The organism is Novosphingobium chloroacetimidivorans, assembly GCF_014204535.1.
Classification (GTDB): Bacteria; Pseudomonadota; Alphaproteobacteria; order Sphingomonadales; family Sphingomonadaceae; genus Novosphingobium; species Novosphingobium chloroacetimidivorans.
In genome coordinates this window covers 229,661-253,562 of record NZ_JACHLR010000001.1, presented here as the reverse complement: position 1 = coordinate 253,562, position 23,902 = coordinate 229,661, and the positions used below count along the sequence as shown (strand labels likewise).

The 23,902-nt window shown below is 65.4% G+C and carries 21 protein-coding genes and 2 tRNA genes; 3 read left to right on the top strand and 20 right to left on the bottom strand.

The features are described from left to right. Positions 1 to 62: 62 nt before the first annotated feature. The 9 genes from purC to HNO88_RS01145 all read right to left on the bottom strand — a co-directional run bounded on the left by purC (position 63) and on the right by HNO88_RS01145 (position 12,376). The gene (purC, locus tag HNO88_RS01185) at positions 63 to 863 is read right to left on the bottom strand and encodes a phosphoribosylaminoimidazolesuccinocarboxamide synthase (protein ID WP_184241926.1); all 801 of its coding nucleotides are present in this window, start codon (positions 861 to 863) and stop codon (positions 63 to 65) included. A 141-nt stretch (positions 864 to 1,004) separates the two neighbouring features. Then, complete coding sequence (locus HNO88_RS01180; RefSeq protein WP_184241924.1) at positions 1,005 to 2,921, bottom strand: S9 family peptidase; 1,917 nt, start codon at positions 2,919 to 2,921, stop codon at positions 1,005 to 1,007. Between the two features lie 454 nt (positions 2,922 to 3,375). Next, a complete protein-coding gene (locus HNO88_RS01175; RefSeq protein WP_184241912.1) occupies positions 3,376 to 5,214 on the bottom strand; it encodes a response regulator in 1,839 nt (612 codons plus the stop codon). Then, complete coding sequence (locus HNO88_RS01170) at positions 5,204 to 6,070, bottom strand: CheR family methyltransferase (protein WP_184241909.1); 867 nt, start codon at positions 6,068 to 6,070, stop codon at positions 5,204 to 5,206. The genes HNO88_RS01175 and HNO88_RS01170 overlap by 11 nt, the downstream gene beginning before the upstream one ends. An 18-nt stretch (positions 6,071 to 6,088) precedes the next feature. Then, positions 6,089 to 9,199 carry a response regulator gene (locus tag HNO88_RS01165; RefSeq protein WP_184241908.1) on the bottom strand — a complete coding sequence of 1,037 codons (3,111 nt, stop codon included), beginning with the start codon at positions 9,197 to 9,199 and terminating at the stop codon, positions 6,089 to 6,091. 115 nt (positions 9,200 to 9,314) lie between these two features. Further along, positions 9,315 to 9,391, bottom strand: a tRNA-Pro gene (locus HNO88_RS01160). 43 nt (positions 9,392 to 9,434) lie between these two features. Beyond that, a tRNA-Ile gene (locus HNO88_RS01155) sits at positions 9,435 to 9,510 on the bottom strand. Between the two features lie 78 nt (positions 9,511 to 9,588). Further along, on the bottom strand, positions 9,589 to 10,593 hold the full coding sequence (locus tag HNO88_RS01150) for a polysaccharide deacetylase family protein (protein WP_184242385.1): 1,005 nt from the start codon (positions 10,591 to 10,593) through the stop codon (positions 9,589 to 9,591). Positions 10,594 to 10,657: 64 nt separating this feature from the next. Beyond that, positions 10,658 to 12,376: a histidine kinase gene (locus tag HNO88_RS01145; protein ID WP_312856970.1), complete on the bottom strand. Its 1,719-nt coding sequence runs from the start codon at positions 12,374 to 12,376 to the stop codon at positions 10,658 to 10,660. 183 nt (positions 12,377 to 12,559) lie between these two features. Between HNO88_RS01145 and HNO88_RS01140 the strand changes: the two genes are divergently transcribed. Both HNO88_RS01140 and HNO88_RS01135 read left to right on the top strand, forming a co-directional pair. Then, the gene (locus tag HNO88_RS01140) at positions 12,560 to 13,024 is read left to right on the top strand and encodes an Lrp/AsnC family transcriptional regulator (RefSeq protein WP_184242381.1); all 465 of its coding nucleotides are present in this window, start codon (positions 12,560 to 12,562) and stop codon (positions 13,022 to 13,024) included. A gap of 69 nt (positions 13,025 to 13,093) precedes the next feature. Further along, positions 13,094 to 13,381, top strand: a complete 288-nt coding sequence (locus HNO88_RS01135; RefSeq protein ID WP_246381081.1) for a hypothetical protein — start codon at positions 13,094 to 13,096, stop codon at positions 13,379 to 13,381. A gap of 6 nt (positions 13,382 to 13,387) precedes the next feature. Here the strand turns inward: HNO88_RS01135 and aroQ are convergent, their stop codons facing one another. The 9 genes from aroQ to rlmN all read right to left on the bottom strand — a co-directional run bounded on the left by aroQ (position 13,388) and on the right by rlmN (position 21,176). After that, a complete protein-coding gene (gene aroQ / locus HNO88_RS01130) occupies positions 13,388 to 13,825 on the bottom strand; it encodes a type II 3-dehydroquinate dehydratase (protein ID WP_184241906.1) in 438 nt (145 codons plus the stop codon). Positions 13,826 to 13,976: 151 nt separating this feature from the next. Continuing rightward, positions 13,977 to 14,339 carry a 3TM-type holin gene (locus tag HNO88_RS01125; protein ID WP_184241904.1) on the bottom strand — a complete coding sequence of 121 codons (363 nt, stop codon included), beginning with the start codon at positions 14,337 to 14,339 and terminating at the stop codon, positions 13,977 to 13,979. A 262-nt stretch (positions 14,340 to 14,601) separates the two neighbouring features. Next, on the bottom strand, positions 14,602 to 15,144 hold the full coding sequence (locus HNO88_RS22155) for a septal ring lytic transglycosylase RlpA family protein (protein ID WP_246381079.1): 543 nt from the start codon (positions 15,142 to 15,144) through the stop codon (positions 14,602 to 14,604). Between the two features lie 138 nt (positions 15,145 to 15,282). Further along, on the bottom strand, positions 15,283 to 16,515 hold the full coding sequence (locus tag HNO88_RS01115; protein ID WP_184241902.1) for an argininosuccinate synthase: 1,233 nt from the start codon (positions 16,513 to 16,515) through the stop codon (positions 15,283 to 15,285). Between the two features lie 73 nt (positions 16,516 to 16,588). Beyond that, a complete protein-coding gene (locus HNO88_RS01110) occupies positions 16,589 to 17,113 on the bottom strand; it encodes a hypothetical protein (protein WP_184241900.1) in 525 nt (174 codons plus the stop codon). Beyond that, a complete protein-coding gene (locus HNO88_RS01105; RefSeq protein ID WP_184241898.1) occupies positions 17,110 to 18,363 on the bottom strand; it encodes an SAM-dependent methyltransferase in 1,254 nt (417 codons plus the stop codon). Before HNO88_RS01105 ends, HNO88_RS01110 begins: the two co-directional genes overlap by 4 nt. A 110-nt stretch (positions 18,364 to 18,473) precedes the next feature. Further along, positions 18,474 to 19,265 (bottom strand): SDR family oxidoreductase, encoded by a 792-nt coding sequence (locus HNO88_RS01100; protein WP_184241896.1) that lies wholly within the window; start codon positions 19,263 to 19,265, stop codon positions 18,474 to 18,476. A gap of 149 nt (positions 19,266 to 19,414) precedes the next feature. Continuing rightward, positions 19,415 to 19,744 (bottom strand): glycine zipper 2TM domain-containing protein, encoded by a 330-nt coding sequence (locus HNO88_RS01095; RefSeq protein WP_184241894.1) that lies wholly within the window; start codon positions 19,742 to 19,744, stop codon positions 19,415 to 19,417. 145 nt (positions 19,745 to 19,889) lie between these two features. Next, on the bottom strand, positions 19,890 to 21,176 hold the full coding sequence (rlmN, locus tag HNO88_RS01090; RefSeq protein WP_184241892.1) for a 23S rRNA (adenine(2503)-C(2))-methyltransferase RlmN: 1,287 nt from the start codon (positions 21,174 to 21,176) through the stop codon (positions 19,890 to 19,892). 241 nt (positions 21,177 to 21,417) lie between these two features. Here rlmN and HNO88_RS01085 point away from each other — a divergent pair, with 241 nt between their 5' ends. Then, complete coding sequence (locus HNO88_RS01085; protein ID WP_184241890.1) at positions 21,418 to 22,092, top strand: outer membrane protein; 675 nt, start codon at positions 21,418 to 21,420, stop codon at positions 22,090 to 22,092. Between the two features lie 90 nt (positions 22,093 to 22,182). Here HNO88_RS01085 and HNO88_RS01080 read toward each other — a convergent pair whose 3' ends face one another. After that, positions 22,183 to 22,695: a hypothetical protein gene (locus tag HNO88_RS01080; RefSeq protein ID WP_184241888.1), complete on the bottom strand. Its 513-nt coding sequence runs from the start codon at positions 22,693 to 22,695 to the stop codon at positions 22,183 to 22,185. Positions 22,696 to 22,755: 60 nt separating this feature from the next. Continuing rightward, positions 22,756 to 23,739 (bottom strand): TauD/TfdA dioxygenase family protein, encoded by a 984-nt coding sequence (locus HNO88_RS01075; protein WP_184241886.1) that lies wholly within the window; start codon positions 23,737 to 23,739, stop codon positions 22,756 to 22,758. Positions 23,740 to 23,902 lie beyond the last annotated feature (163 nt).

The following is a 23,902-nucleotide window of genomic DNA, read 5'->3' as shown; positions in this document are numbered from 1 at the left end:
CGACGGGGTGGCTGGCCTTGTCGAACTGCCACTGCACCTTGGGCCCGCGCGGACCCCGCCGCTTACTTCGAAGTCGACTTGCCCCCGCGCAGCTTGCCGCGGTGCGCCGTCAGGTCGAACACTTCGCTCGGGCCCGGATCGTCCTGCAGCACGCCCAAGCGCCGCGCGACTTCCTGGTAGGCCTCTTCCTCGCCGCCCAGATCCTGGCGGAAGCGATCCTTGTCGAGCTTCTCGCCGCTGATCATGTCCCACAGGCGGCAGCCATCGGGGCTGATCTCGTCGGCCAGGATCACGCGGCTGTAGTCGCCGTCCCAGATGCGGCCGAACTCGAGCTTGAAGTCGATCAGGCGAATGTTGATCGCCGCGAACATGCCGCAGAGGAAATCGTTGACCCGGATCGCCAGCGCCGAGATGTCCTGCATCTCCTCGTTGGTGGCCCAGCCGAAGCAGGCGATGTGCTCCTCCGCGATCATCGGATCGCCCAGCGCGTCGTCCTTGTAGTAGTATTCCAGCAGCGTGTGCGGCAGCGGCTCACCCTCGGGAATGCCAAGGCGCTTGGAAATCGAGCCGGCGGCGACGTTGCGCACCACGACCTCGATCGGGATGATCTCGACCTGGCGGACCAACTGCTCGCGCATGTTGAGGCGGCGGATGAAGTGGTTGGGCACGCCGATGTGGTTGAGGCGGGTGAACACATACTCGCTGATGCGGTTGTTGATCACGCCCTTGCCCTGGATGGTGCCCTTCTTCTGCGCGTTGAACGCAGTAGCATCGTCCTTAAAATACTGGATCAGGGTGCCGGGCTCTGGGCCTTCATACAGGATCTTGGCCTTGCCTTCGTAGATCTGGCGCCTGCGGGACATGGGCTAATCCTTGCAACCTGACTGCGTAAAATGCGGACCCCGGCGCGCGCAGCGCGCGGATGCGAACTGCTCGGCCGGGGCGACGCCGATGGCATATAGGTCAGCGAAGCTCAATTGGAAAGGCAGCGGGCCCCTGCGCTATCACTCCGCGAGCAGGTACTTCTTCCAGAACATCGTCTCGACCCAGGACTCGTAGTCCCGGTTCTCCTTCTTGCGAAAGCCATGGCCTTCGTTCTTGCCCACCAGGTGCCAGGCGGTGCCGCCGTTGCTGCGTACGGCCGCGACGATCTGGTTGGCCTCGCTTTCGGGCACGCGAGGATCGTTGGCGCCGGTGACGACCAGCAGCGGGATCTTCAGCCGGTTGACGCTGGTGAGCGGCGAGATCTCGGTCAGCTTGGCGCGCTGAGCCGGATCACGCTCGTCGCCATACTCGACGCGCCGCAAGTCGCGACGATAGCTCTGGGTATTTTCCAGGAACGTCACGAAGTTGCTGATGGCGACGATGCAGTCGGCCGCCTTGAAGCGGTCGCCATAGCGGATCGCCGAGGCATAGCACATGTACCCGCCATAAGAGCCGCCGGTCACCGCCATGCGGCTGCGATCGATGCGCGGATCCTTCTGCAGCGTGTCGAGGAAGGCGCCGATGTCCTTGACCGAGTCCTCGCGCTTGTTAGGGCCATTGTCGAGGCTGACGAAGCGTTTGCCGAAGCCGGTGGAGCCGCGCACATTGGGCGCGAACACGGCGACGCCCAGCTCGTTGGTCAGGTAGTTGCCGGCCCCGCGGTAGCCGGGCGTGTACTGGCCTTCCGGGCCACCGTGGATGTCGAAGATCAGCGGGCGCTTGCCGGGAAACTTCTTCGGATTCGGCCGGTAGAGGAAGCCCGACACCGTCTCGCCGTCGAAGCTCTTGACCTCGACCAGTTCGGCTTCGGGATTGAGTTTGGGATCGAGCCCGCCCGTCTCGCTCTCGGTCCAACGAGTCGCCTCCAGCGACACGGGGCCCAGCGTAAAGCTGTCGGCAGGGAACCTGGCCGACGTCATGGTAAAGGCAAGGCGCCCGTCCGGTGCGGCATGAAGGCCGCCGATCACGCCGAGCGGAAGGTTGCGCGCCTGGCGCACGGCGCCGGTCTTGGGATCGAGCAGGCGCAGCTTGGAGCTGCCCTTCTCGTTCACGACATAGGCCACATAGGACCCATCACGCGCGATCTCGAAGCTGTCGACGTCCCACTTGGGTTCGGGGCTCTTGGGCGTGAAGCGGCCGCTCCGCGGGTCGAGGGTGCCGAGGCGCTGGAAGTCCGAGCCTTCATCACTGGTGGCCCAGATCGTGCCGTCGGGTGCATAGGTTGCATTGCCATAGGCGATGCTCTGGCCGTGATCGCCAAGCGCAGTCATCTTGCCCGTGCGCACGTCGAGCAGCCACAGGTTCGACTTTTGGACGGAGACATACTGCTGCACCAGCGCCGTACGGTTGTCGGGCGAGAAGCCATTGATGGCCCAGCCTCCGCCCTTGACCTGCGCGACCATGCGATCGGTCTTGGGATCGAGCGGGTTCATCACGTAGAGGTCGCTGTCGGTGCCGTTGCGGCGGGTGGAGCTGTAACCCACCAGCTTGCCGTCCTGGCTCCAGGCGCCGAACTCGTTGCGGCTCTTGCCGTCCGTCAGCAGCTGCAGCCGGCCCTGGTCGAAGCGGTAGAGCTGGAAGAACTCGTTGCCGCCCACGTCCTTCTGAACGAGCAGTGTGTCGCCGGTCGGGGAGGGCAGGCCCTGCACCGGCTCCGCCTCGAAGGTGATCTGCCGGCGCGACATCAGCGGGCCGGAGACGGTGTGCAGCTGCGCCGTGTTGCCGAAGCGGGTCGAGACGATCAGCGCGCCGGTCTTGGCGTTCCAGCCTTGCGCCACCGCGCTGCGGCTTTCGCCATAAGCACGCATGCTGGCCGGGATGTCATCGGGGACGGGCGGAATGCCATCGGCCACGAGCGCGGCAGGCTTTGGCGCGTCGGCTAGCGCAGGCGCGAGCGGCGTGAGCGCTGCGGCTGCAAGCAGGACCTTCTTCAACATCTTGTGATCTCCCCTGTTAGCGAACGCCGGGTCTGCCGCCTGCACGCTGCGTCAGCCAGAACGCGGTTGGGGGACAACGGTGCCCGGGCGGGGGAACGAAACACGGATTTTGCGCGTCAACGGAGACACTGAATCGGCTTGGCTCGTCGGCAAGCAGCCACGCAGATGGACTAGCTAGTCCCTATGCATCAGCAGTGCTTCAGCGCCGACCGAACAAACGCTTCAGGAAGCTGGGCTCATCCATCGGCTGCACGGGGCCGTAGACGCGGTATCGCGCATGCGCGTCCATCTGAGGACGCGGAGTGGCCGTCGTGTAAGGTCGGCTTGAGCGATAGCGCGAAGAGATCATGTTCTGGTTACTCGATTTTCCCGTCCGGCGACCTGAAAGATCAATGCGGTGAAGCGAGCTTGGTTCCCGGATTAGTACGCAGAACATCGGTTTCGGAGGTGTTCGTCAGCCAATCACATGCAGGCGCTGGTCGGGGTTGACTTGCGCGGCGAGTTGCGCGGCGAGGTCGCAGATCTCCGCGGCGACGAATGGTTTGGTGATGACCGGTCGGTGCTGATGTCCGGCCGGCAGATGCTCTCGCCCATAGCCGCTGACGAATGCGAACGGGATGCCCCGAGCCGCGAGATCGTCGGCAACCGCGTCGATCCGCTCGCCATTGAGATTGCCGTCGAGCAAAGCCAGGTCGGGCGCTTCCTCTCGGATCATCTCCAGAGCCTGCGCGCACGAAGAGGCGGGGCCAAGCGGTAAAGCGCCCGCCTCCTCCAGCTCCGTCATCAGCTCCATCGCCAAAAGAGGCTCATCCTCCACCACCAGAATGGTGAGTCCGGGTGGGAGACAGGCGCCCGGCATGAGCGGAGCGGAGACTGCTGCTGGTGCAGGTTGCGGTGGCGTCTTCGCCGGCGCTCGCATGACGGGGTCGAGTGGCAGCGCCATGCGCCAGCGCACACCTTCCGGCGCGTAGTCGACCGCGATCTCGGCATCCTCGCCCGCCAGGCTGCTCATGACCAACGTGGTTCCGAAACCCTTGCGCGCGGGCTCCGTGACGGCGGGGCCGCCGTGCTCGCTCCAGGCGAAGCTGAGCAGGCCGTTGTCCATCGACCAGGTGATGGCGACGTGTCCGTTCTCGTTGGAAAGCGCGCCGTATTTGTGCGCGTTGGTCGTGAGCTCGTGCAGCACCAGCGCAAAGCGGAGCGACAGTTCGGGCGGCAGGTCGACCCGGGGGCCCTCCAGCCGCAGCCGGTCGATCGACACCGCGCCGATCGCCACCTGGTCGGCGATCAACCCACGCAGGCTGGCATGCTCCCAGGTGGTCGCGCTCAGCAGCGAGTGCGCGCGAGCGAGCGCCTGGATGCGGCCGGTGAAGGCGTCGCGGAACTCGTCGTGATTGCGCGCGTGGCGAAACCCTTGCGCGGCGATCGCCTGGACAGTGGCCAACGTGTTCTTCACGCGGTGGTTGAGCTCGCCGATAAGAAGCCGCTGCGTCTCCTCGGCGCGGTGACGGGCGGTGATGTCGAGGACCTGGATCATCGCGCTGCGCTGGCGAGCCGCGCTGCCGGCCAGGGACGAGCAGTACCATTCCGCCTCACGCAACGTGCCGTCGGCACGGATGAAGCGATGCTCCTGCATCTCGCGCCGATTCTCGCCTGCGAAGAGCGCGCGCATGGCGGTAAGAATGCCGTCGCGATCGTCGGTGGGCAGAAAAGGCGCATTCTCCAGCCGCTGGCCTAGCATCTGCGCCGCGCCGAAGCCGAACAGGCGCTCGGCCCCGGCAGCCCAGGTCACGATCCGCAGATCGGCGTCGAGCTCCACCACCGCGAGCGGAGAGTTGTCGTCGTGCGCGCGCAGTCGACCGAGCGCGGAGGCAAGCTCATCACGCTGGCGGGCAATCTCGCGACGCTGCCGCGCAAGCTCGACGAACACCGCGACCTTGGAATTGAGGATATGGATGTCGAGCGGCTTGAGCAGATAGTCTACCGCGCCCGCTTCGAACCCGCGGAACTTGCGACGCTCGTCGGTGGCGACCGCGGTGAGGAAGATGATCGGCACCGCCCGCGTTCGCTCGGTACCGCGCATGAGTTCGGCCAGCTCGAAGCCGTCCATCTCGGGCATCTGCACGTCGAGCAGGGCCAGCGCGAAATCGTCGCGCAGCAGCAGCTCGAGCGCCTCGAAACCGCTGCCGACGGTCACCAGCTGCACGCCAGGCTGGTCGAGAGCGGCCTCCAGCGCGACGAGGTTCTCCTTCACATCGTCGACTGCCAGGATCTTGATGGCGTCACTCGGCAAGAGCTGGCTCCCGCGAAGGGACGGCGTTGCGGCGGTAGATCTTTTCGCGGGCGGCAAAGTCTGAGAAAAGTTCGGCATGGCGCGAAAAGTGAATCGTTTCCTTCGAGCCCAGGCCGAGGAACCCGCCCTGGGTGAGTGACTGCGCGAACAGCCCCAGGGCGCGGTCCTGCAATGGGCGATCGAAGTAGATCAACACATTGCGGCTGGACACCAGCTGAACCTCGGAGAAAACCGCGTCGCTCGCCAGGTTGTGATCGGCGAAGACCGCCCGCTTGCGCAACGCCGGATCGAACCGCGCCGCTCCGAACGCGGCGGTGTAGTAGTCGGACAGCGAACCGCGTCCGCCCGCCTCACGATAGTTGCGGGAAAAGCCGGGCAGTCGGTCGATCTCGAATATGCCCGCTTCGGCCTTCTCGAGCGCGGCGGTGTTGATGTCGGTGCAGTAGAACAGTGTGCGGTCGCCGAGCCCCTCTTCGCGGAACAGGATGGCGAGCGAGTAGAACTCCTCGCCGTTCGCGCAGCCCGCGATCCAGACCTTGATCGAGGGCCAGGTGCGCAGATGCGGCACAACCTGCTCTCGGATCATGCGAAAATACTCGGGATCGCGGAACAGGTCGCTCACCTGGATGGTCAGGTAGCCGAGCAGGGCATTGAGGCTCGCCGGGTCCCGCAGCACGCGATGCTGGAGTTCGGAAAAGCTGGTGCAGCCAAATTCGCCCTGCGCCCGCTCCAGCCGGCGATGCAGCGATCCGCGCGAATAGTCGCGGAAGTCGTATTGATACCGGCGCCAGATCGCCTCGACCAGAAGATCGAGTTCGATGTCCTCTACCGCCTCCGGCACTCGCACCCCGCTCATGACCTCACGCTCATGACGTCACCGGGGCATCCACACGCGCACGAGGCTCAGCAGCTTGTCGACGTCCAGCGGCTTGGCCAGGTAATCGTTGGCGCCGGCTTCCAGACATTCCTGGTGATCGCGTTCCATGGCCTTGGCGGTGAGCGCGATGATCGGCAGCGCGGACCATTGCTGATCCTTGCGGATCTCGCGCATGCAGGTGAGGCCATCCATTTCCGGCATCATCACATCCATCAGCACGAGGTCGACCGGCCGACCGTCGCCATCGGCCGCGCGCGCCAGTTCCGACAGAGCCTCCAAGCCGTTGCGCGCGATCCGCACCTGCACTCCATGCGGCTCCAGCACGCTGGTGAGCGCGTAGACGTTGCGGATGTCGTCCTCGACCACCAGCACCTGCCGGCCTTCGAGCGCGGCATCGCGCCCGAGCGACTTGGCCAGCAGCTTCTGCTGCTCCGCCGGCAACTCGGACACGACCTGGTGCAGGAACAGCGTGACCTCGTCGAGCAGGCGTTCGGGGCTCTTCGCGCCCTTGACGATGATCGACTTGGAATAGCGGCGCAGGCGCATCTCCTCCTCGGAGGAGAGATCGCGACCGGTGTAGACGATGACCGGCGGGAAGCCGAGGCTCTCGTCACCGGACAGCCGCTCCAGCAGGTCGAGCCCCGGCATGTCGGGCAGGTTGAGGTCGAGCACCATGCAGTCGAAGGTTTCGCTGCTCAGCTTGCTCAGGCACTCGGCACCGGTATGCACCTCGACCGTCTCGACATCGCGCGAGGCAAGCAGGTGGTGGATGCTCTCGGCCTGCTTGGGATCGTCCTCGATCACCAGCACGCGGCGCAGGCGCTGGTCCATCCGCGTCTCGAGACCTTCGAGCATGTCCATCAGCGAGTCGCGGCTCACTGGCTTGAACAGGTAGCCGACCGCGCCGCTCTCGAGCGCGGCGCGATTGTCTTCGTCCGCCGAGACGACGTGTACGGGGATGTGCCGCGTACGGGTGTCACGCTTGATCCGATCGAGAACCGACAGGCCGGTGTGGTCGGGCAAGTGCATGTCGAGGATCACGGCATGCGGCACGTACTGGCGCGCAAGCAGCGCGCCCTCGTCGGCAGTGCCGGCGATCAGGCACTTGAAGCCGAGCTCGTGTGCGAGATCGTAGAGGATGCGCGCGAATGCGGGATCGTCCTCGACCACCAGGATCAGGCGTGAATCGCCCGTCAGCGTCTCACGATCGTCAGGCACCGCGGCCGCCGGACGCTGGCGCGCCGGTGCAGGCGAGGGGGTCGGCGAAGGTGCCGTGCGCCGGATCGCGGCTTCAAGGCCGCCGGGGGTGGCGGTGTGCCCTGGCTGAAACCTGAGCGGCAGTTCGACACTGAAGGCGCTGCCCTTGCCGGGCTCGCTGTCCAGACGGATTTCGCCGCCAAGAAGCTGCGCCAGTTCGCGCGCGATCGAGAGGCCAAGGCCGGTGCCACCGAACTTTCGCGCGATGCCTCCGTCCGCCTGGCGGAACGCCTCGAAAATCGCGCCGTGTTGCTCGGGGTCGATGCCTGGGCCACTGTCGCGCACCGTGAAGCGGATGCGGTCGCTAGCTGCAGAAGCTACCTCGACCGCAACTTCGCCGCGTTCGGTGAACTTGATCGCGTTCGAGAGGAAGTTGCGGAGCACCTGCTCCAGCCGCAGCGAGTCGGTCTCGAACTCGACGGGAACGTCGGCGGCCTTGGCGATGCGGAGGGTCAGGCCTTTCTTTTCCGCGAAAGGCGCGAAGTCCGCCTGCAACTTGCGCGTGATCGAATCGATCGTCACCGCCCGAGGTTCCAGTTCCAGGCGACCGGCTTCGATCTTGGAAATATCGAGCACGTCGTTGATCAGGGTCAGCAGATCGTTGCCGGAGGTCTCGATCGTCTCGGCGAACCGGATCTGCTCCTCGTTGAGCGTGCCAGGGCGATTGTCCGCGAGCAGGCGCGCCATGATCAGCAGCGAATTGAGCGGGGTGCGCAGCTCGTGGCTCATGTTCGCCAGGAACTCCGACTTGTAGCGGCTCGCCTGCTCCAGCTCGCTCGCTTGTGCCTTGAGCGAGGCCTGCGCCCGCGTCAGCTCGTCGCGCTGCGCCTCCAGCGAGATGGTCTGTTCCTCCAGCTGCGCGTTGTTCTGCTCTAGCTCGGCCTGCTGGTCTTCCAGCTGCGCCTGCGACGCCAGCAGGAGCTTGCTCTGCGCTTCCAGTTCGTCGTTGGTGGCCTGCAGTTCCTCGCTTTGTGTCTGCAGCTCCTCGGCCTGCTGCTGCGTCTCGGCAAGCAGTGCCTGAAGCCGCGCGCGGTACTTGGCCGAGCGCAAGGTCACCGCGAGAGCGGAGGACGTCAGCTTCAGGAACTCGACCGCCTCGTCGGCACGGGATTGCTTATGCAGGAAGCCCAGCTCGATCACCGAGTTGACCACCTCGTCGTTCGCCGTGGTTCCGATCACCAGCGTGCGAGGGGAAGCGCTGCCGAGCGCCGTGCCGAAAGCGAGGTAGCCTGTGGGAACATCCTCGACCACGCGGCCCTTGCCGGTGCGGATCGCTTCTCCGAGCAGCCCGTCGTTCTCGCTCAGCTCAGCGGGGATCGCAGCGCCCTCGGGCACGCCGTAGGTGGCCGCACGGCGGAAGATCCCGCTATCGCGCACATAGATCGCTCCGACCGAAGCTCCGAACCGCTCTGCCAGGCAGGCGAGCGTCGCCTGGCCCACCTGCGGCAGCGTAAGATCGCCTGCGGTGGCCTTGGCAAGAGCGACTTCGGCCTCGCGCAGCGAGGCCAGCCGGCGGTTGGCGATCCGATACGTGATGAAGACCATGCCGATGCCTGCGATCGTCAGGTTGGCGATCGCGGCGACGGCGCGGTTGAACATCGAGAGGGTGGGGTCGACGCCTGCAGGAGCATAAGTCAATCCGACGATCGACAGCACGATGCCCGCGAGTGCGACAGCGAGCGGGGTAATGCGGTGCACGGCCAGGAACGCCAGCACTGTCGGGATCAGATACGTGACCCAGATCGCCCGGCCCAACGGCGAATTGACATCGCCGATTAAGGACAGCGCCAGCAGCGCCGGGAGCAGGTAATACAGTATGTAGCGCTTATCGTAGCCTTGCTGGGCCGGCATCGAGCATCTCTTGGGGAAGGGCACGGAACAAAGGACCGCACCTCCCGTTCGCGCGACCCACCTCAACGCGACCGGAACTCAATTCTCGGAGTTTGGTTCCAGTGGTTGCAGAAAATGGTCGGGGAGACAGGATTCGAACCTGCGACATCCTGCTCCCAAAGCAGGCGCGCTACCAGACTGCGCCACTCCCCGACGCGGATGTAATCGTGCACCGACGCTGCGAACGAGCGTACGATGGTGGGCCCGGCAGGATTCGAACCCGCGACCTAGCCGTTATGAGCGGCCAGCTCTAACCGCTGAGCTACAGGCCCGGCCGCCGCCGACGATCCGACCGGATCCGGCGGGCCTTTCGACCTGCCGGACGAGGCCCGTTAGACTGCCCTGGGCGTCTAGGCAAGCTCCACGCGCGACATGATGTCGGCCACGCTGGTCGGCTTGATGGCGCGCTTGGCCAGATGGGCGAACACATCGCGCCACCAGGCGTAGAGTGACTCAAGATCGGCGGCGTTGCGGACGTAGGGCGTGTAGCCCGGGGCGAGCGAGGGGCTGTGGAACGAGAGCACCAGCACCGGCAGGCCATCGTCGACCGCCACGTCGATGCCGCGGATCGCCTCTTCGGAGGTGACACCTTCGGGCGTGAGGGGGATGCGCTCCAGCAGTCCGGCTTTCGACAGCATGCCCCGCGCGGATGGCGCGCGCCACATCTGCGGGTAGATCGTGCCGCCCAGCTGGCGCAGCGGCCCCCAGAAAACCGTCGTCAGCGGCAATTCCATCAATCGTGCGCTGCGATCGATCCAATAAGGACGCAGCGGATGGTCGCGATAGTTGGGGCCGCCGGTCCCACTGTAGTCAAACCGGGCGCGCACCGAGGTATCGATCGTCAGCCCGTTCTCGGCCAGGATCTCGGCGCTGCGTGGACCCAGGCCATAGCGGCCGGCCCGGTAGATCAGGGGTGCCTTGCCGAAGTTGCTTTCGATCGTGTCGCGCAGGATGCGGAACTTCTCGCGCTCCAGTTCGAACGGGAGGTTGCCGGCATAGCTGTTGAACTCGGTCACGTCCTCGTCGAGCGGAGGACTGACCCAGGGGTGGAGCTGCACCCCGACCTCGGCGCGTCCGGCGGCCACGGCCTCGCCGATCGCTTCCACCGCGAGCGGCGAGTTCGCAATGGGATAGTCGATCAGGTAGACGGGAACGACACCATGACTTTCGCAAAAGTCCTGGAATGTCCGCAAGGCCGGAATCGTGTCGAGCGTGTGGCGCTCACGCTGGATCGGCTGGTCCCAGTCGAACTCCTCCTCCGTGTCCACCGTGACGAGGAAGCGCTGTCCGAAATCATCGCCGAAACGGACGAAATCAGGGTGTACAGGTCGGTCGAGAATGTTCGGACCCGGCAACGGGTATCCCCCACGTGCGATCGCATCCAAGCCGCCGAGCCCCCCTGACCGGCGCGAGCGATCGTCAAGCGTGGGTATGGCGTGATGCAGCGGGGGTCAAGCAGGGAAGGGCGAGCTGCAAAGTGCGAGCAACACGTCGTAATGCACCGCCTGCCGCGGCCGCCTCGGCCGCAGCCAGCCGCAGGGTGAAGCCGATTCCGAACATGCCCGAGGACAGTGACCGATTGGCATCGAGAGGCTGCCCACTGGCGGCTGCCACGTCCATGCGCTCGACCATGGCTGGCGGCATGTGGACCGTCAGCACCGCTTGAGCACCAACATAGGTGAGATCGAGGCTGAGCGCTTCGCCAGGAGCGGTCAGGCCGACGAGCCCGGCGAGCAGTCGCCAGACCAGGCGCGCGACTTCCTCGCCATCGATCCCGACCGGCAGCGATGGCGCGCTCTCGGGCAGGACGAAGCCGCCGCCGCGTGGGCCGGTCCAGGCCTGCAGCCTGGCCACGGTCTCTTCGACGATCACGGCGAGGTCGCAGTTGCCGCTGGCGGGAACCTGGCTGCCGTTCTCCAGCTTCACCAGCCGGTCGAGTTCGTCGAAGCCTGCGAGGATCTGCGCAGTATCGCCGGCGATCGATGCCGCGAGCGCGCGATACTCGTGCGGCGCGGGACCATAGAGTTGCTGCTGGATGATCTCGGCCGCGATCTGGATGGCGTTCGCCGGTGTGCGCAGTTCGTGCAGCACCTGGCGCATGCTGTCGCCCTCGGTGTCCTGCGGCGTCGGCTGCGAGGGCGCTGGGAATCGGCGCAGGCGCCCCGCATAGCCGATGAACCGGCCGTCCGCCGGTGCGAACTGCGGCAAGGCATCGATGCGCCATTCACCGGCAAGATCGGGGGCCCCGGGCAGGGCGACGACAAACTTGCGCAAGGGCTGGCGCAGCCGCAGCGCCTGGCCTAGCGCGGCGGGGTCAGCGCCGAGGCCCGCCAGCAGGGTCCCGACGAGCGAAGACCCAAGGACGCCTTCCGCCCAGTCTATCCGTCCCGCCGGATCGGTTGCGAAGTCCACGGCTCGAACAGTCGCCCGAGCGAGGCCGAGGCCTTCGGACGACGTCTCATCGAAGTCGCTCGTAACCTCGGACCCGGCGCGCGCCTTGCGGAATTCCTCGATGCGGCGAACGATCGCGCCGATCCCTGCTCCTCCGGCTGCCTCTTGCACAGGCGCGCGCGCCAGCCCACCTCCGCCTTCCAGCACCACCAGTTCGGGGCGTCCGCTTCGCTCGGGCACGGCCGAGCCGCGCGCACCGGGCAAGCCGCGGTCGCCGATGCCCAACCTGTCGAGGAGTGCGGTGATTGCAGGGCTGAAGCCCTGCCGGTGCCGCAGGATGCCTCTCGCCTGCACCGGCAGCGCGGGGATGAGTTCCAACCAATCGGCATCGGATAAGTCGGCAGCAGCGATGGCGGCGATGGCGACGGCTGGTTTCGCTGATGCCAGGTGCTCGACGAGTTCCGGATTGGCGATACGCATCATCGGCTCGCGCAGGATCGCGACGCGCTCGTCTTCGGGGATCCGCCCGGAAAGCTGGTCGAGGCGCACGAACGCGGCGTCGAGCGCCTCGCTGTGCTCCATGCGCTGCTCGTCGCGCGCGAGCAGGTCGAGCAATTGGCGCCACTGGATGCGCGCCATCGCCGGCCCCTGAACGGGCATCTGCAGCACGGTAGCCAGGCGATCGTCGAAGTGCATCAAGTCCTTGCGGCGCTCACGGGATCCGATGCGCGCGCGGCGGCGCTTCACGGAAGAACCCGTAGGGGGCCTCTCACTAGCAAACCCCGGCTCGGCGGAAAGCGCCGCGGCTGGAGCGTTGCAAAGCGGGACAATTGCGCTAGGGAACAATAATATTTCGTCAGCGCTTGGCACGTCTTCGGATTGTTGCCTGCTGATCCTCTTCGTTGCTAACGAGGCACGCCAAGCATGCCCATGATCAATCTCGACGACATCGACCGCCGCCTCCTCGCCGAGCTCCAGGATGAGGGCCGGATCACCAATGTCGAGCTCGCACACCGCGTCGGTCTGACGGCGCCGCCGTGCTTGCGCCGCGTGCGCAGCCTTGAGGAGGCGGGCGTCATCCAAGGGTATCACGCCGACCTCGACGCCTCCAAGCTAGGGTTCACGATCACGGTCTTCGCGCTCGTCAGCTTGAAGAGCCAGGCCGAGGAAGCGTTGCGCGCGTTCGAAGACCATATGCGCGATTTGCCCGAAGTGCGCGAGTGCCACATGCTCAACGGCGAGATCGATTTCATCATCAAGATCGTCAGCCGCGACCTGCAGAGTTTCCAGGAATTCCTGACATCGAAGCTGACGCCGGCGCCTAACGTGGACAGCGTCAAGACTTCACTGACCATCCGCACGGCCAAGAGCCTGCCGGGCGTGCCATTGGAGTAGCGCGCGGCCTTGCAGGTCGGATGCGAACCGCGCACACTCGGCGTGTTCTCGAGTGACGGAGTACGTGACATGAATGTGATGAGCCGTGCAAGCGGGCCGGGGCTGCGGCGATGGGTGATGTGGTCTGCCATCGCGCTCCTCTTGATCCTGCCTGCTCTTGCCATGCGGTTCACGCGCGAGGTTAACTGGACTGCATCCGATTTCGCGGCTGCAGCGATCCTGCTGGGTGGCGCCGGGCTGATCTATGAGCTTGCGGCGAGCCGGATCGTGCATCGCACGCATCGCATCGGCGTGGCGATGGTGGTGGGCTTCATCGTGCTGCTCGTGTGGGCGCAGGGCGCGGTCGGTATATTCTAGAGGCGACTAGAGCCGCGCTGCCGCTTCCAGAGCGAGCAGGTAGCTATCGGCGCCGAAGCCGGCGATCGTGCCCTTGGCAGCCGGTGCGATCCACGAGGTGTGGCGAAAGGCCTCGCGTGCGTGCGGGTTGGACAAGTGCACTTCGATGACCGGCACGTCGATCGCGCGGATTGCGTCGAGCAGCGCCACCGAAGTGTGCGTATAGGCGCCGGCATTGAGGATCACCGCTTGGGCGCCCCGCGATTGCGCCTCGTGCAGCCAATCGACCAGGGCACCTTCGTGATTGGACTGGCGGCTTTCGACCGTGACGCCAAGTGCCTCGCCCCGCTCGGTCAGGGCCGCGCCGATGTCGTCCAGCGTCGCCGAGCCGTAGATCCCCGGCTCCCGTTGGCCGAGCAGATTGAGGTTGGGTCCGTTAAGGACCAGAACCAGCTTTTGCGACATGCAACGACCTCTCCGAACGATTGCGCCGTGCATAGCCGACAGGGGCGACTGTGCAAGGGAGGGCAAGGAGGGGACTCCGGGTCAGATGCCAGGCCTGCGCAGTGCGCCGGTCCTCAAGTTTCGCGCGCCGGTGGCACGGATCGACGCAGCGTCAGCGATCCAAGCCCTTGGTCTTGCCCCATTGTCGTAGCGTCGCATAGCCGAGGTATCCGGTCCCGAAGAGCGCGTAGAGCGGCTCCGGCAGAGCAGCGAGGTAGCGCGTCATGCCGTCCGCGATCTGACGGGCCGTGGCCGGGCTGATGCCGGCAACGATGCCGATGGGGATGGAGCAGAGGATCATGGCGTACATGACGTAGAGAAACGTCGGGCGGGCTCGTGCAGTGTAGATCGACGACGGGCGGCCAGATTCTTGCCATGGCGGTTGCCGCCGATCGTTGTCCGCAGAATCGGCGGGAGTGGACCCGGCGAGGCCTTGTGCCGGATCGCGGTGCAGCAGGTGTTGCATACAAGACATAAGCGGGTCCTTCGATCGGCTTGCTCTCGACCGACTAACCTAAGTGGTTCGTGTAGGAAAGTTTTTTGGGGCTCGCAATCGGCCAGAACAACGCGGAATCGCGCACTCATTCTACCGACAAGAATGCACCGTTTATCGCAGCTCTGGAACGGTCTTCACGCGGCCACGTTGGTGATGTGAAGGCCGGCGCGGTATCCCCCACCCCCACCCGCTGCGTCGGCCTTCCCTCAGGGCGGCCTTGGCGCGCTGCGGCTGACGCGAGTTAGTTGGCTACGGCAAGGTCCACCAAGCCACGGCCGGCGGCGCGTATACCGATCTGGCGAGCTGCGGCTTCCGACAAGTCGATCAGGCGATTGCCATGAAATGGGCCGCGATCGTTGATGCGCACGATCACCGAATCGCCGGTGCGAGAATTCGTAACGCGCACCTTGCTGCCAAGGGGCAGGGTGCGATGTGCGGCGGTCAGGTCCGCCGGGTTGAAACGCTCGCCGCTTGCGGTGCGATTTCCAGCAAGTTCGCGTCCGTAATAGCTGGCCATGCCAGAGGCGAGCTTCTGGTAGGTCGGCTCCGCGGCCGGTTGCGCCGCAGTAAGCGGAGGCTGATCCACCAAAGTTCCAGGCGCCGCGATTGCGGCGAAGGGCACAGCAGCCGGAGCGATCAGCCCGGCGGGTTGATCCGCTAGCGCCGGCGCGGCCGCCCCTGCGGCCAACATTATGCCGACGAATGGCAATGCCAGTGCGGCGTTGAGAGCCGCCTTGGGCGCAAGCTTCGCACGCGCCGAAAGCGGCTTCCTGTTGGCTGTCATTGGTCCTCCCACTCCATCCCGCAGATGCGAGACGGTGGGTACAGGCACAATCTTGAGAAGGGCACCCCCTCAGGGTCGGGTCACCCCGTACTGTGAACGGCTTGTCCCGCTTGGGTAAGTTCCTGTTAGCAACTCACCTCAGCCTCGGTCGCGCTGGGCAAGCAGACGCAGGCGCAGCGCGTTGAGCTTGATGAAGCCTGCCGCGTCCTTCTGGTCGTAGGCGCCGGCATCGTCCTCGAAGGTGACGTGACGCTCGGAATAGAGGCTGTCGGGCGACTTGCGGCCGACCACAGAAGCCATGCCCTTGTACAGCTTCAGCCGCACCGTGCCGTTCACCCGCGATTGCGAGTGGTCGATCGCCGCCTGCAGCATCTCGCGCTCGGGCGCGAACCAGAAGCCGTTGTAGATGAGCTCGGCATACTTGGGCATGAGCTCGTCCTTGAGGTGCGCGGCGCCGCGATCGAGCGTGATCTGTTCGATGCCGCGATGCGCGCGCGCATAGATCTCGCCGCCCGGCGTCTCGTACATGCCGCGGCTCTTCATGCCCACGAAGCGGTTCTCGACTAGGTCGAGGCGGCCGATGCCATGCTTGCGGCCGAGTTCGTTCAGCGCCGTGAGGAGTGACGCCGGGCTCATCGCCTCGCCGTTGAGCGCCACGCCGTCGCCGCGCTCGAAGTCGATGGTGATGTATTCGGGCGTATCCGGTGCCTGCTCGGGATCGACGGTGCGCGAGTAGACGTAGTCCGGCGTTTCCTCCCACGGATCCTCCAGCACCTTGCCCTCCGAGGAGGTGTGCAGCAGGTTCGCGTCGGTCGAGAACGGGCTTTCGCCACGCTTGTCCTTGGGAACGGGCACCTGGTGCTGTTCGGCCCAGGCGATCAGCGCCGTGCGGCTCGTCAGGTCCCATTCGCGCCAGGGTGCGATGACCTTGATGCTGGGATCGAGCGCGTAGGCCGACAGCTCGAACCGGACCTGGTCGTTGCCCTTGCCGGTGGCGCCATGGGCGATGGCATCGGCGCCGGTTTCGTGTGCGATCTCGATCAGGCGCTTGGAGATGAGCGGGCGCGCGATCGATGTGCCGAGCAGATAGTCGCCCTCGTAGCGGGCATTGGCGCGCATCATCGGGAAAACGAAATCTCGCACGAATTCCTCGCGCAGATCGTCGATGAAGACGTTCTCGTCCGGGATGCCGAGCAGCTTGGCCTTCGCGCGCGCCGGCTCCAGTTCCTCGCCCTGGCCGAGATCCGCGGTGAAGGTCACCACCTCGCAGCCATAAGTCACCTGCAGCCACTTGAGGATGACGCTGGTGTCGAGCCCCCCGGAATAGGCCAGCACGACCTTCTTGGGGACGACCTTCTGGATCTCGGACATCTTAGGGAACTGCTCCGCACAGGGAAATACGCGAGCGCCGGTATCAGCGCTCGTCCCCGCACGCAACGACGCACTACTTGGCGCTGCGATCGACCTGCGGGTTCAGCGTGGCGAGGTGATCGAGATAGGCGCGAGGCTTGCGCATGATCTTGGGCGGGAAGTCCGCCTGCAACCCGCTCATCTGCGCCACGACGCCGACGAACGTGACGCAATTGCGCTCGTCGATGTCCCACAGATGCCCGGGATCATGCCACCACAGCTGCACTTCCTGGACGATCCGATGGTAGGCGGCATCCGTGACCGGAACGCGGAAGTGATAATGGGCGCGGCGGATGTAGTCCGGCTTTTCGATCAGCATGGTCTGGGGGACCGGGCGGAAGAACCCGGCCGGGTTCCAGGTCAGGGCGGAGAAGCCATAGTTCTCGTCCACCGCTCGCCCGTCCGCATCGAGCGTGCCCTTGAGCGTCACGAAGGCATGGACGGAGCGCCCGGTCAGCACCGAGCCCGGCACGCTGTAGAATGAGACGATCACGCGGGCCTGCGCGCTGCCGGCGGCCAGTGCCGCGAAAGCCGCGAGCAGGGCGGCCAGCAGCCTCACTGGCGCGAGCCGAGCAGGCCGCGTTCCGCGTCTGCCAGGTAGTCCCTGGTCAAGGGTAAGGCGTGGCGCGAGCGGACATACTGGATCTGGTAGTTGCACATGCCGCCGCTCTCGAACGCCGCCGTCGCGCCCGCGAGATAGAAGATCCACATGCGATAGAACCGCTCGTCGTACATGGTGACGATCGCCTCGCGGTTCGCGACGCAGCGTGCGTACCACGCGCGCAAGGTGCGGGCGTAGTGCAGGCGCAGCGTCTCTATGTCGGTCGCGATCAGGCGCACCTTCTCGCTGGCCGCCACGGTCTCGCTGAGCGCCGGGATGTAGCCGCCAGGGAAGATGTACTTGCGCGTGAAGGCATCGGTGGAGCCGGGCGAGCCCATGCGCCCGATCGTGTGCAGCAGCATTACCCCATCGTCCGCGAGCATGTTGGCGCAGGCGCGGAAGTAGGTTTCAAACTGCGGCTGGCCGACATGCTCGAACATGCCGACCGAGACGATCCGATCGTAGCGCTCCCCACGCTTGGCGAGGTCGCGATAATCGACCAGCTCGAAGGTGATGCGCTCGGCGACTCCGGCCGCTTCCGCGCGCTCGCGGGCAAGCGCGAGTTGCTCCTCGCTCAGGGTGATGCCGTGGACGCGCACCTCGGCATGGCTGGCAAGATAGATCGCCATGCCGCCCCAGCCGCAGCCGATGTCGAGCACGCGCTGACCCGGTGCCAGTGCCAGCTTGGCGGCAATGTGCGCCAGCTTGGCTTCCTGCGCCTGCTCCAGCGTCATGTCCTCGCTCGGCCAATAGGCGCACGAGTACTGCATGTGATCGGTATCGAGGAACAGGCGGTACAGCGCGTTGCCGACATCGTAGTGGTGCGCGACATTGGCCTTGGACCGCCTCGCCTTGTTGAAGCTTTCCAAGTGGTGGGCCAGGCGGTTGCGGATTCGGCGCGCAAGTTTCGGCGGGCGCAGACTGCCGCCGCGATCCCAGGGCCCATTGCCGCGGATCAGCGCGAGAAGGTCCATGATGTCGCCGCGCTCGACCAGCAGCTGGCCGTCCATGAACGCCTCTGCCGCGCCAAGCCGCGGATCGAGCAGGATACGCCGTTCACCCGCCGCCTCGGTGAAGCGGATCGCGACATCGGGAAAGCCAGGCTGCGGCGTGCCAAAGCGAGTGGTCGATCCGTCAGGACGCAGCACTTCGAGCGTGCCCTTGCGCACCACGCGGCCGAGAAAGCGATCAAGCAACCGTTTGGCCAAGATCCTACTTCGCTCCAGCCATGCGGATCGTACGGCAGGGGGGACGGACTATATCGGGGGAGGAAGCCATGGAGCGCATACCTAGCTTCACCACCCGACGAGACAAGGGGCTATGCTGCACTCGCGCCGGAAGCGGCCTCTGCCTCGCGCGCCAGGAACAGCACGTCGCGGGGTTGGGCGAGCAGGTGCTGACCCGAATCGATGAAGAGCGTCTCGCCGCTGGCGAGCCAGCCTTCGGACAGGAATAACGCGGCTTGCGCGATCTCGTCGGCGCCGGTCTTGCGCTCAAGCAGGTTCATGCGGTGCGAGCGTTCGATCTCCGATTCGTGCTGGTCGTGACTGGCGAGGATGGCGCCGGGGGCCAGGCCGTAGATCCGATCGCGCGAGTCAGTGCGCGCCATCGACAGCATCGGGATCGTCGCGGCGAGCGCATGCTTGCTCATCGTGTAGGAGAAGAAGTCCGGATTGGGATTCTCGATCTTCTGGTCGGTGACCGCAATCACCCGTCGACCGGCACGCGCCCTGGCATCTCGGAGGAAGGCCTGTGCCAACAGGGCCGGCGTCGCCGCATTGACCTGCATGGCATGGCCGAACACCGTAGGCTGAAGCGCGTCGACATCGTCCAGTTCGAAGACGCTCGCGCAGTTCACCAGCACGCGCCAATCGGCGAGACGCGTGGCGAGGTGAGCGATCATGGACGTTGCCGCGGTGAGGTCGCGCAAGTCGGCGCCGACGATTTCAGCCGAGTCGAGGGTGGCGGCGAGCGCCTCCGCTTCTGCGCGGGAGGTGCCGTAGTGGATCACCACATGCCAGCCCGCCGCACCAAAGGCAGTTGCAATGGCCGCTCCGATGCGGCGCGCACCGCCGGTGATCAGGACAGCGGGACGTTCGACTATCGACATCGAATGCCTTGCATACGTTCACCTCTACCGCGCTGATCAGGGTTCGAGCACAGGGACGCACAGGAGGAAAGCGACGTTGCGAACCATCGCACATGCGAAAGGCGCGCCGTTCGAGAACGACGCGCCTTTGCAGGGGAACTCAGGTCGGCTTAGCGGCAGCGCGGACGCGAGTTGTTGCGGTCCACTTCGCGGCCGAGCAAGGCGCCGGCGCCAGCGCCGAGGACGGTGCCCAACGTCTTGTCGCGACCACCGTCGATGGTGCGGCCCAGGAGGGCGCCACCAACGCCGCCGATCAGCAGGCCGGTGGTGCCGTTCGACTTGCGGCAGCGGTAACGACCGTCATTGCCGCGCCAGTAGCGCACGCCGTTGTCGGTCTGATAGTAACGGCGGTCGTCACGGCGGCGTGCTTCGGCGGGTTCGCTGGTCATGACCGGAACGGTGACAGCCGCGAGAAGAGCGGTGAGAACGAGTTTACGCATGGTGGTTGCCCTCAGTAATTGCGCTTGGTGATGGGGTAACGCCATACTTCGTTCATTGATCCACAACGTCAGATGAACGACCCCGCACCCCGGCCCTTGCGCGTTCAAGCGAGCCTTTCACGCGGTGAGCTGAGATACCCGACGATCAATCCGCCAGCGCGGCCTGCTTTTCCTCATAGAGACGATCGAGTTCGGCTCGGCTCTTCTTCTCCGCCGCCGTCTTCAGCTGGCCGCAGGCCGCGTCGATGTCGCGACCGCGCGGCGTGCGCACGGGCGCCGAGATTCCCGCTTCGAACACGATGTCGGAAAAGCGGCGGATGCGCTCAGGCGTGGAGCATTCGTACGGAGCGCCGGGCCATGGATTGAACGGGATGAGATTGACCTTGGCCGGCAGCTTGTAGTGCTTGATCAGGCGGACCAGTTCGCGCGCGTCATCGTCGCTGTCATTCTTGTCCTTCAGCATCACGTATTCGAAAGTGATCCGCCGTGCATTGCTGGCGCCGGGGTAATCGGCGCAGGCCTGCAGCAGTTCCTCGATGCCGTACTTGCGGTTGATCGGCACGATCTCGTCGCGCACATCCTTGGTCACGGCATGAAGCGAAACCGCCAGGTTGACGCCGATTTCCTCGCCGCATTGCGCCATCTTCGGCACCACGCCCGAAGTCGAAAGCGTGATCCGGCGCTTGGACAAGGCAAGCCCGTCGCCGTCCATCACCAGCTTGAGCGCATCGCGAACGTTGTCGAAATTGTAGAGCGGCTCGCCCATGCCCATCATCACGATATTGGTGAGCAGCCGCCCGTCGGAGGTGTAAGAGCCTTCGTCCTCGTCGTCGTCGAGACCGGTCCTTGTGCCGAGCGCCGCCGCATCGCCACCCTTCGGCCACTCGCCCAGCGAGTCGCGCGCAAGCATGACCTGGCCGACGATCTCGCCCACCGTCAGATTGCGCACCAGCCGCATCGTGCCGGTATGACAGAAGCGGCAGTTCAGAGTGCAGCCGACCTGGCTCGAAACGCACAGCGTGCCGCGGTCCGCGTCGGGGATGAACACCATCTCGAAGTCGTGGCCATCGGGGGTGCGCAGCAACCATTTGCGGGTGCCGTCGGTCGAGTGCTGAGCCTCGACGATCTCCGGCCGGCCGATCACGAACCGCTCGGCCAGCCAGGGGCGCATGGTCTTGGCGATATCGGTCATCTCGGCAAAGTCGGTCACGCCGCGATGGTAGAGCCAATGGAAGACCTGCTTGGCACGCAGCTTCGCCTGCTTGGCATCCAGGCCAGCCGTGGCGAACAACTCGGCAATCCGCTTCTTGGGCAAGCCGATCAGGTCGGTACGCCCATCCGCGCGCGGCGTGACGCCCTCGACCAGATCGGGACGCGGCAGCGGGACCGGATCGATGTGACCCGGGATTGTCATGAGTTGAGTATCGGCCATGGTTGAGCGCCATATAGGGCATCGGGCCCCGAGTTGAAAGTCGCGCGCCGATGCGCGCCTGCGGAACCTGCGATGCGCGATCCGGTTGCCGCCCGCAATCGCAGCATCAACTCGCTTCGTCTATGGTGTGTTGCGCAAAAACATCAGCCTTTTCGTTGTCTTAGGTTCATGAAACTCCGCTGCAGCGCAGTGCATTCTCCAGGTCCGGCGGCAACAAACCGAACGGACTATGGAGTTGATTATGAAAAAAGTACTCGTCAGCCTGGCGACCGCCAGCGCATCGCTCGCCCTTGGCGTCTCCGCTCCTGCCATGGCGCAGAGCACGGACACCTCCTTCACCGGACCCTATGTCGAGGCGATTGCCGGCTATGACATCAACAAGGCCGGCAGCAGCATCGACGACCGGGTGAGCGCCACGGCGCGCGATAAGGCCGACGGTTTCCTGTACGGCGTGGGCGCGGGCTACGACTACGACTTCGGCAAGGTGGTGCTGGGCGCGCAGGGCGAGTTCACCGACAGCACGGCCAAGACCCGCTTCGACAACGGCGATCCGGAGAACTTCGGCCTCGGCAACGTGAACGCCAAGCGGGACCTCTACGTCGGTGCCCGCGCCGGCTTCAAGGCTGCGCCGAGCACGCTGCTTTATGTCAAGGGCGGCTACACCAATGCCCGCTTCGGTGTTCTTGGCACTGACGGCACCAACTCGTCGCGCATCAACCTCGACGCGGACGGCTGGCGCCTGGGTGCGGGCGTGGAGCAGAAGTTCGGAACCAACACCTTCGCCAAGCTCGAGTACCGCTATTCGAACTACTCGAAGGCCGAAGCCGATTTCCGCGACGACGTGCCGGACAGCGATCGCTTCAACGTCGACCTCGACCGACACCAGGTCGTGGCCGCCGTCGGCTACCGCTTCTGAGCTGACTCTGGCGAACAAGGGAGGGCGGGGCCGAGGCTCCGCCCTTTCTGTTGCAGAACCAGCGTGACCGAGTTCCGGTTCGACCGCGCCTCAATCCAGCCGAGCGCAGCCAATCGAGGCTGCATCCATGGCCGATGCCGCGCCCGCAAGCGCCCAGCTGTTCCCGAAGCTGCGTCCTTGAGCGTCGCGCGCACTTACCCGCATCGTCGATGCCGAGCGCATGGCAGCCACGATCGCGGCATTGTCGCCATTGTTCACCGCCCAGGCATCCCCGCCGCCGCCAATCAGTTGGAAGCGCCGGTCGCCTACCGTCAGCACGATCGGTCGACCCGGAGCGAGCCTGCGCGAAACGCGGAAGTGGACCTGGTTGCGCACACCGCGACGCGGCCAGGTGCCGATGGCGGCATAAGGCTGATAGTCGCGCCGCATGGCGCTGGGCTCTGCCATGGCGATCGCATAGCATCGCGGCGAGACGGGATCGCGGAAGGCACCCCAGCTTGCGTAGAGTCCCAGGCTGTCACGTGCAGCGAGGGGAGTCGCGCCGGCAGTCACGACCAGCAGCGTGACGATCAGGCGGGGCAGGGCGGTCGAACGGTGGGGCATGCGGTGCTCACTCGCAGAAGGCGATGATCGCCGGCAAGCCCCATCCTCGCTCCGCGGCGATCAGGCGACCTCGCGGTAGACTTCGCCGATCTTCTTGCCGTCCTCGAAGTAGCCCAGGCCATAGTCGCCCTTGATCGTGGTGCGCAGCGTCTGGCGCTCGTAGCGGGCGCTGCAGCCTTCCACCGCGTGGAGCATGCGATGGTTGTCCCAGATCACCATGTCGGTTGGCAACCAGTCGTGCCAGTAGGCGGTGGTGCCTTCGCCTAGGCGGTTCATCTCGTGCGCGACTTCGTTCAGCAGCGCGTCGCCTTCGGCATCTTCATGGTGCGCCAGTGCCACAGCCATCCACGGGCCGAAGTGGAGCACCTTCTCGCCGGTCTCACGCTCCCAGACCGCCGGGTGCATGGCGCGCGGGAAGATCGCGACTTCCTTGAGCAGGGCGATATTGCCGCTGTTTTCCGTCAGGGGCTTGAAGTTGACGCCGTACTTCATCTTCGAAAGGCGGGTGTCGAGCGTGTAGATCACGTTCTTGCCCTCCAGCTTGTCGCGCAGGGCCTGGGGGAACTGGCGGTAGAGCTCGACGCCGTCCATGAAGCCGGTGCGGCCGCCGGTCGGCGCGTTGATCGGCGCGCGAAGGACGCCGGCATAATTCAGCTCGTCGTTGTAGCAGTGGTCGAAGTGCCAGGGCGAGTACCGCGCCAGGACTTCGCCCTTGTACTCGACCAGACCTTCGCCCGCCTCCGGGTTCTCCGGATCGGGCCTGTAGTGCATGTCGATCACGCCTTGGGCTTCCTCGCCGGTCTCCTTGTCGCGCGGCGTGGTCTTGGTCGGGTGATCCTTGAGCGGGCCGAACACCTTGCTCACCGCCACCTGCATGCGGGCAGAGGGCTCCATGTCCTTGAACACGATCAAGCCCCGCTCGGCGAAAGTGTCGCGCAAGGACTGGCGCGTTGTCTCGTCCTCAATGTTGGACCAGTCCAGGCCCGTGACGAGGGCACCGAAGCTGAGGTCGTCACGCAAGTTGCGGATGGTGATGTCTGACATGAATGCGCTCTCCCGATGCCGGCGCATCCTCGGCCTGCGTGGCCGAAGTGCGGTTATGTTGGCGTGCCTCCGGAATATGCTTGAGCGCGGTTCGTCCGCCAAGTTGATTCTGAGCGGGCGATTAGCGCACGCTTTCGAGAACCGCTCCTGCAACGAGGAGCGG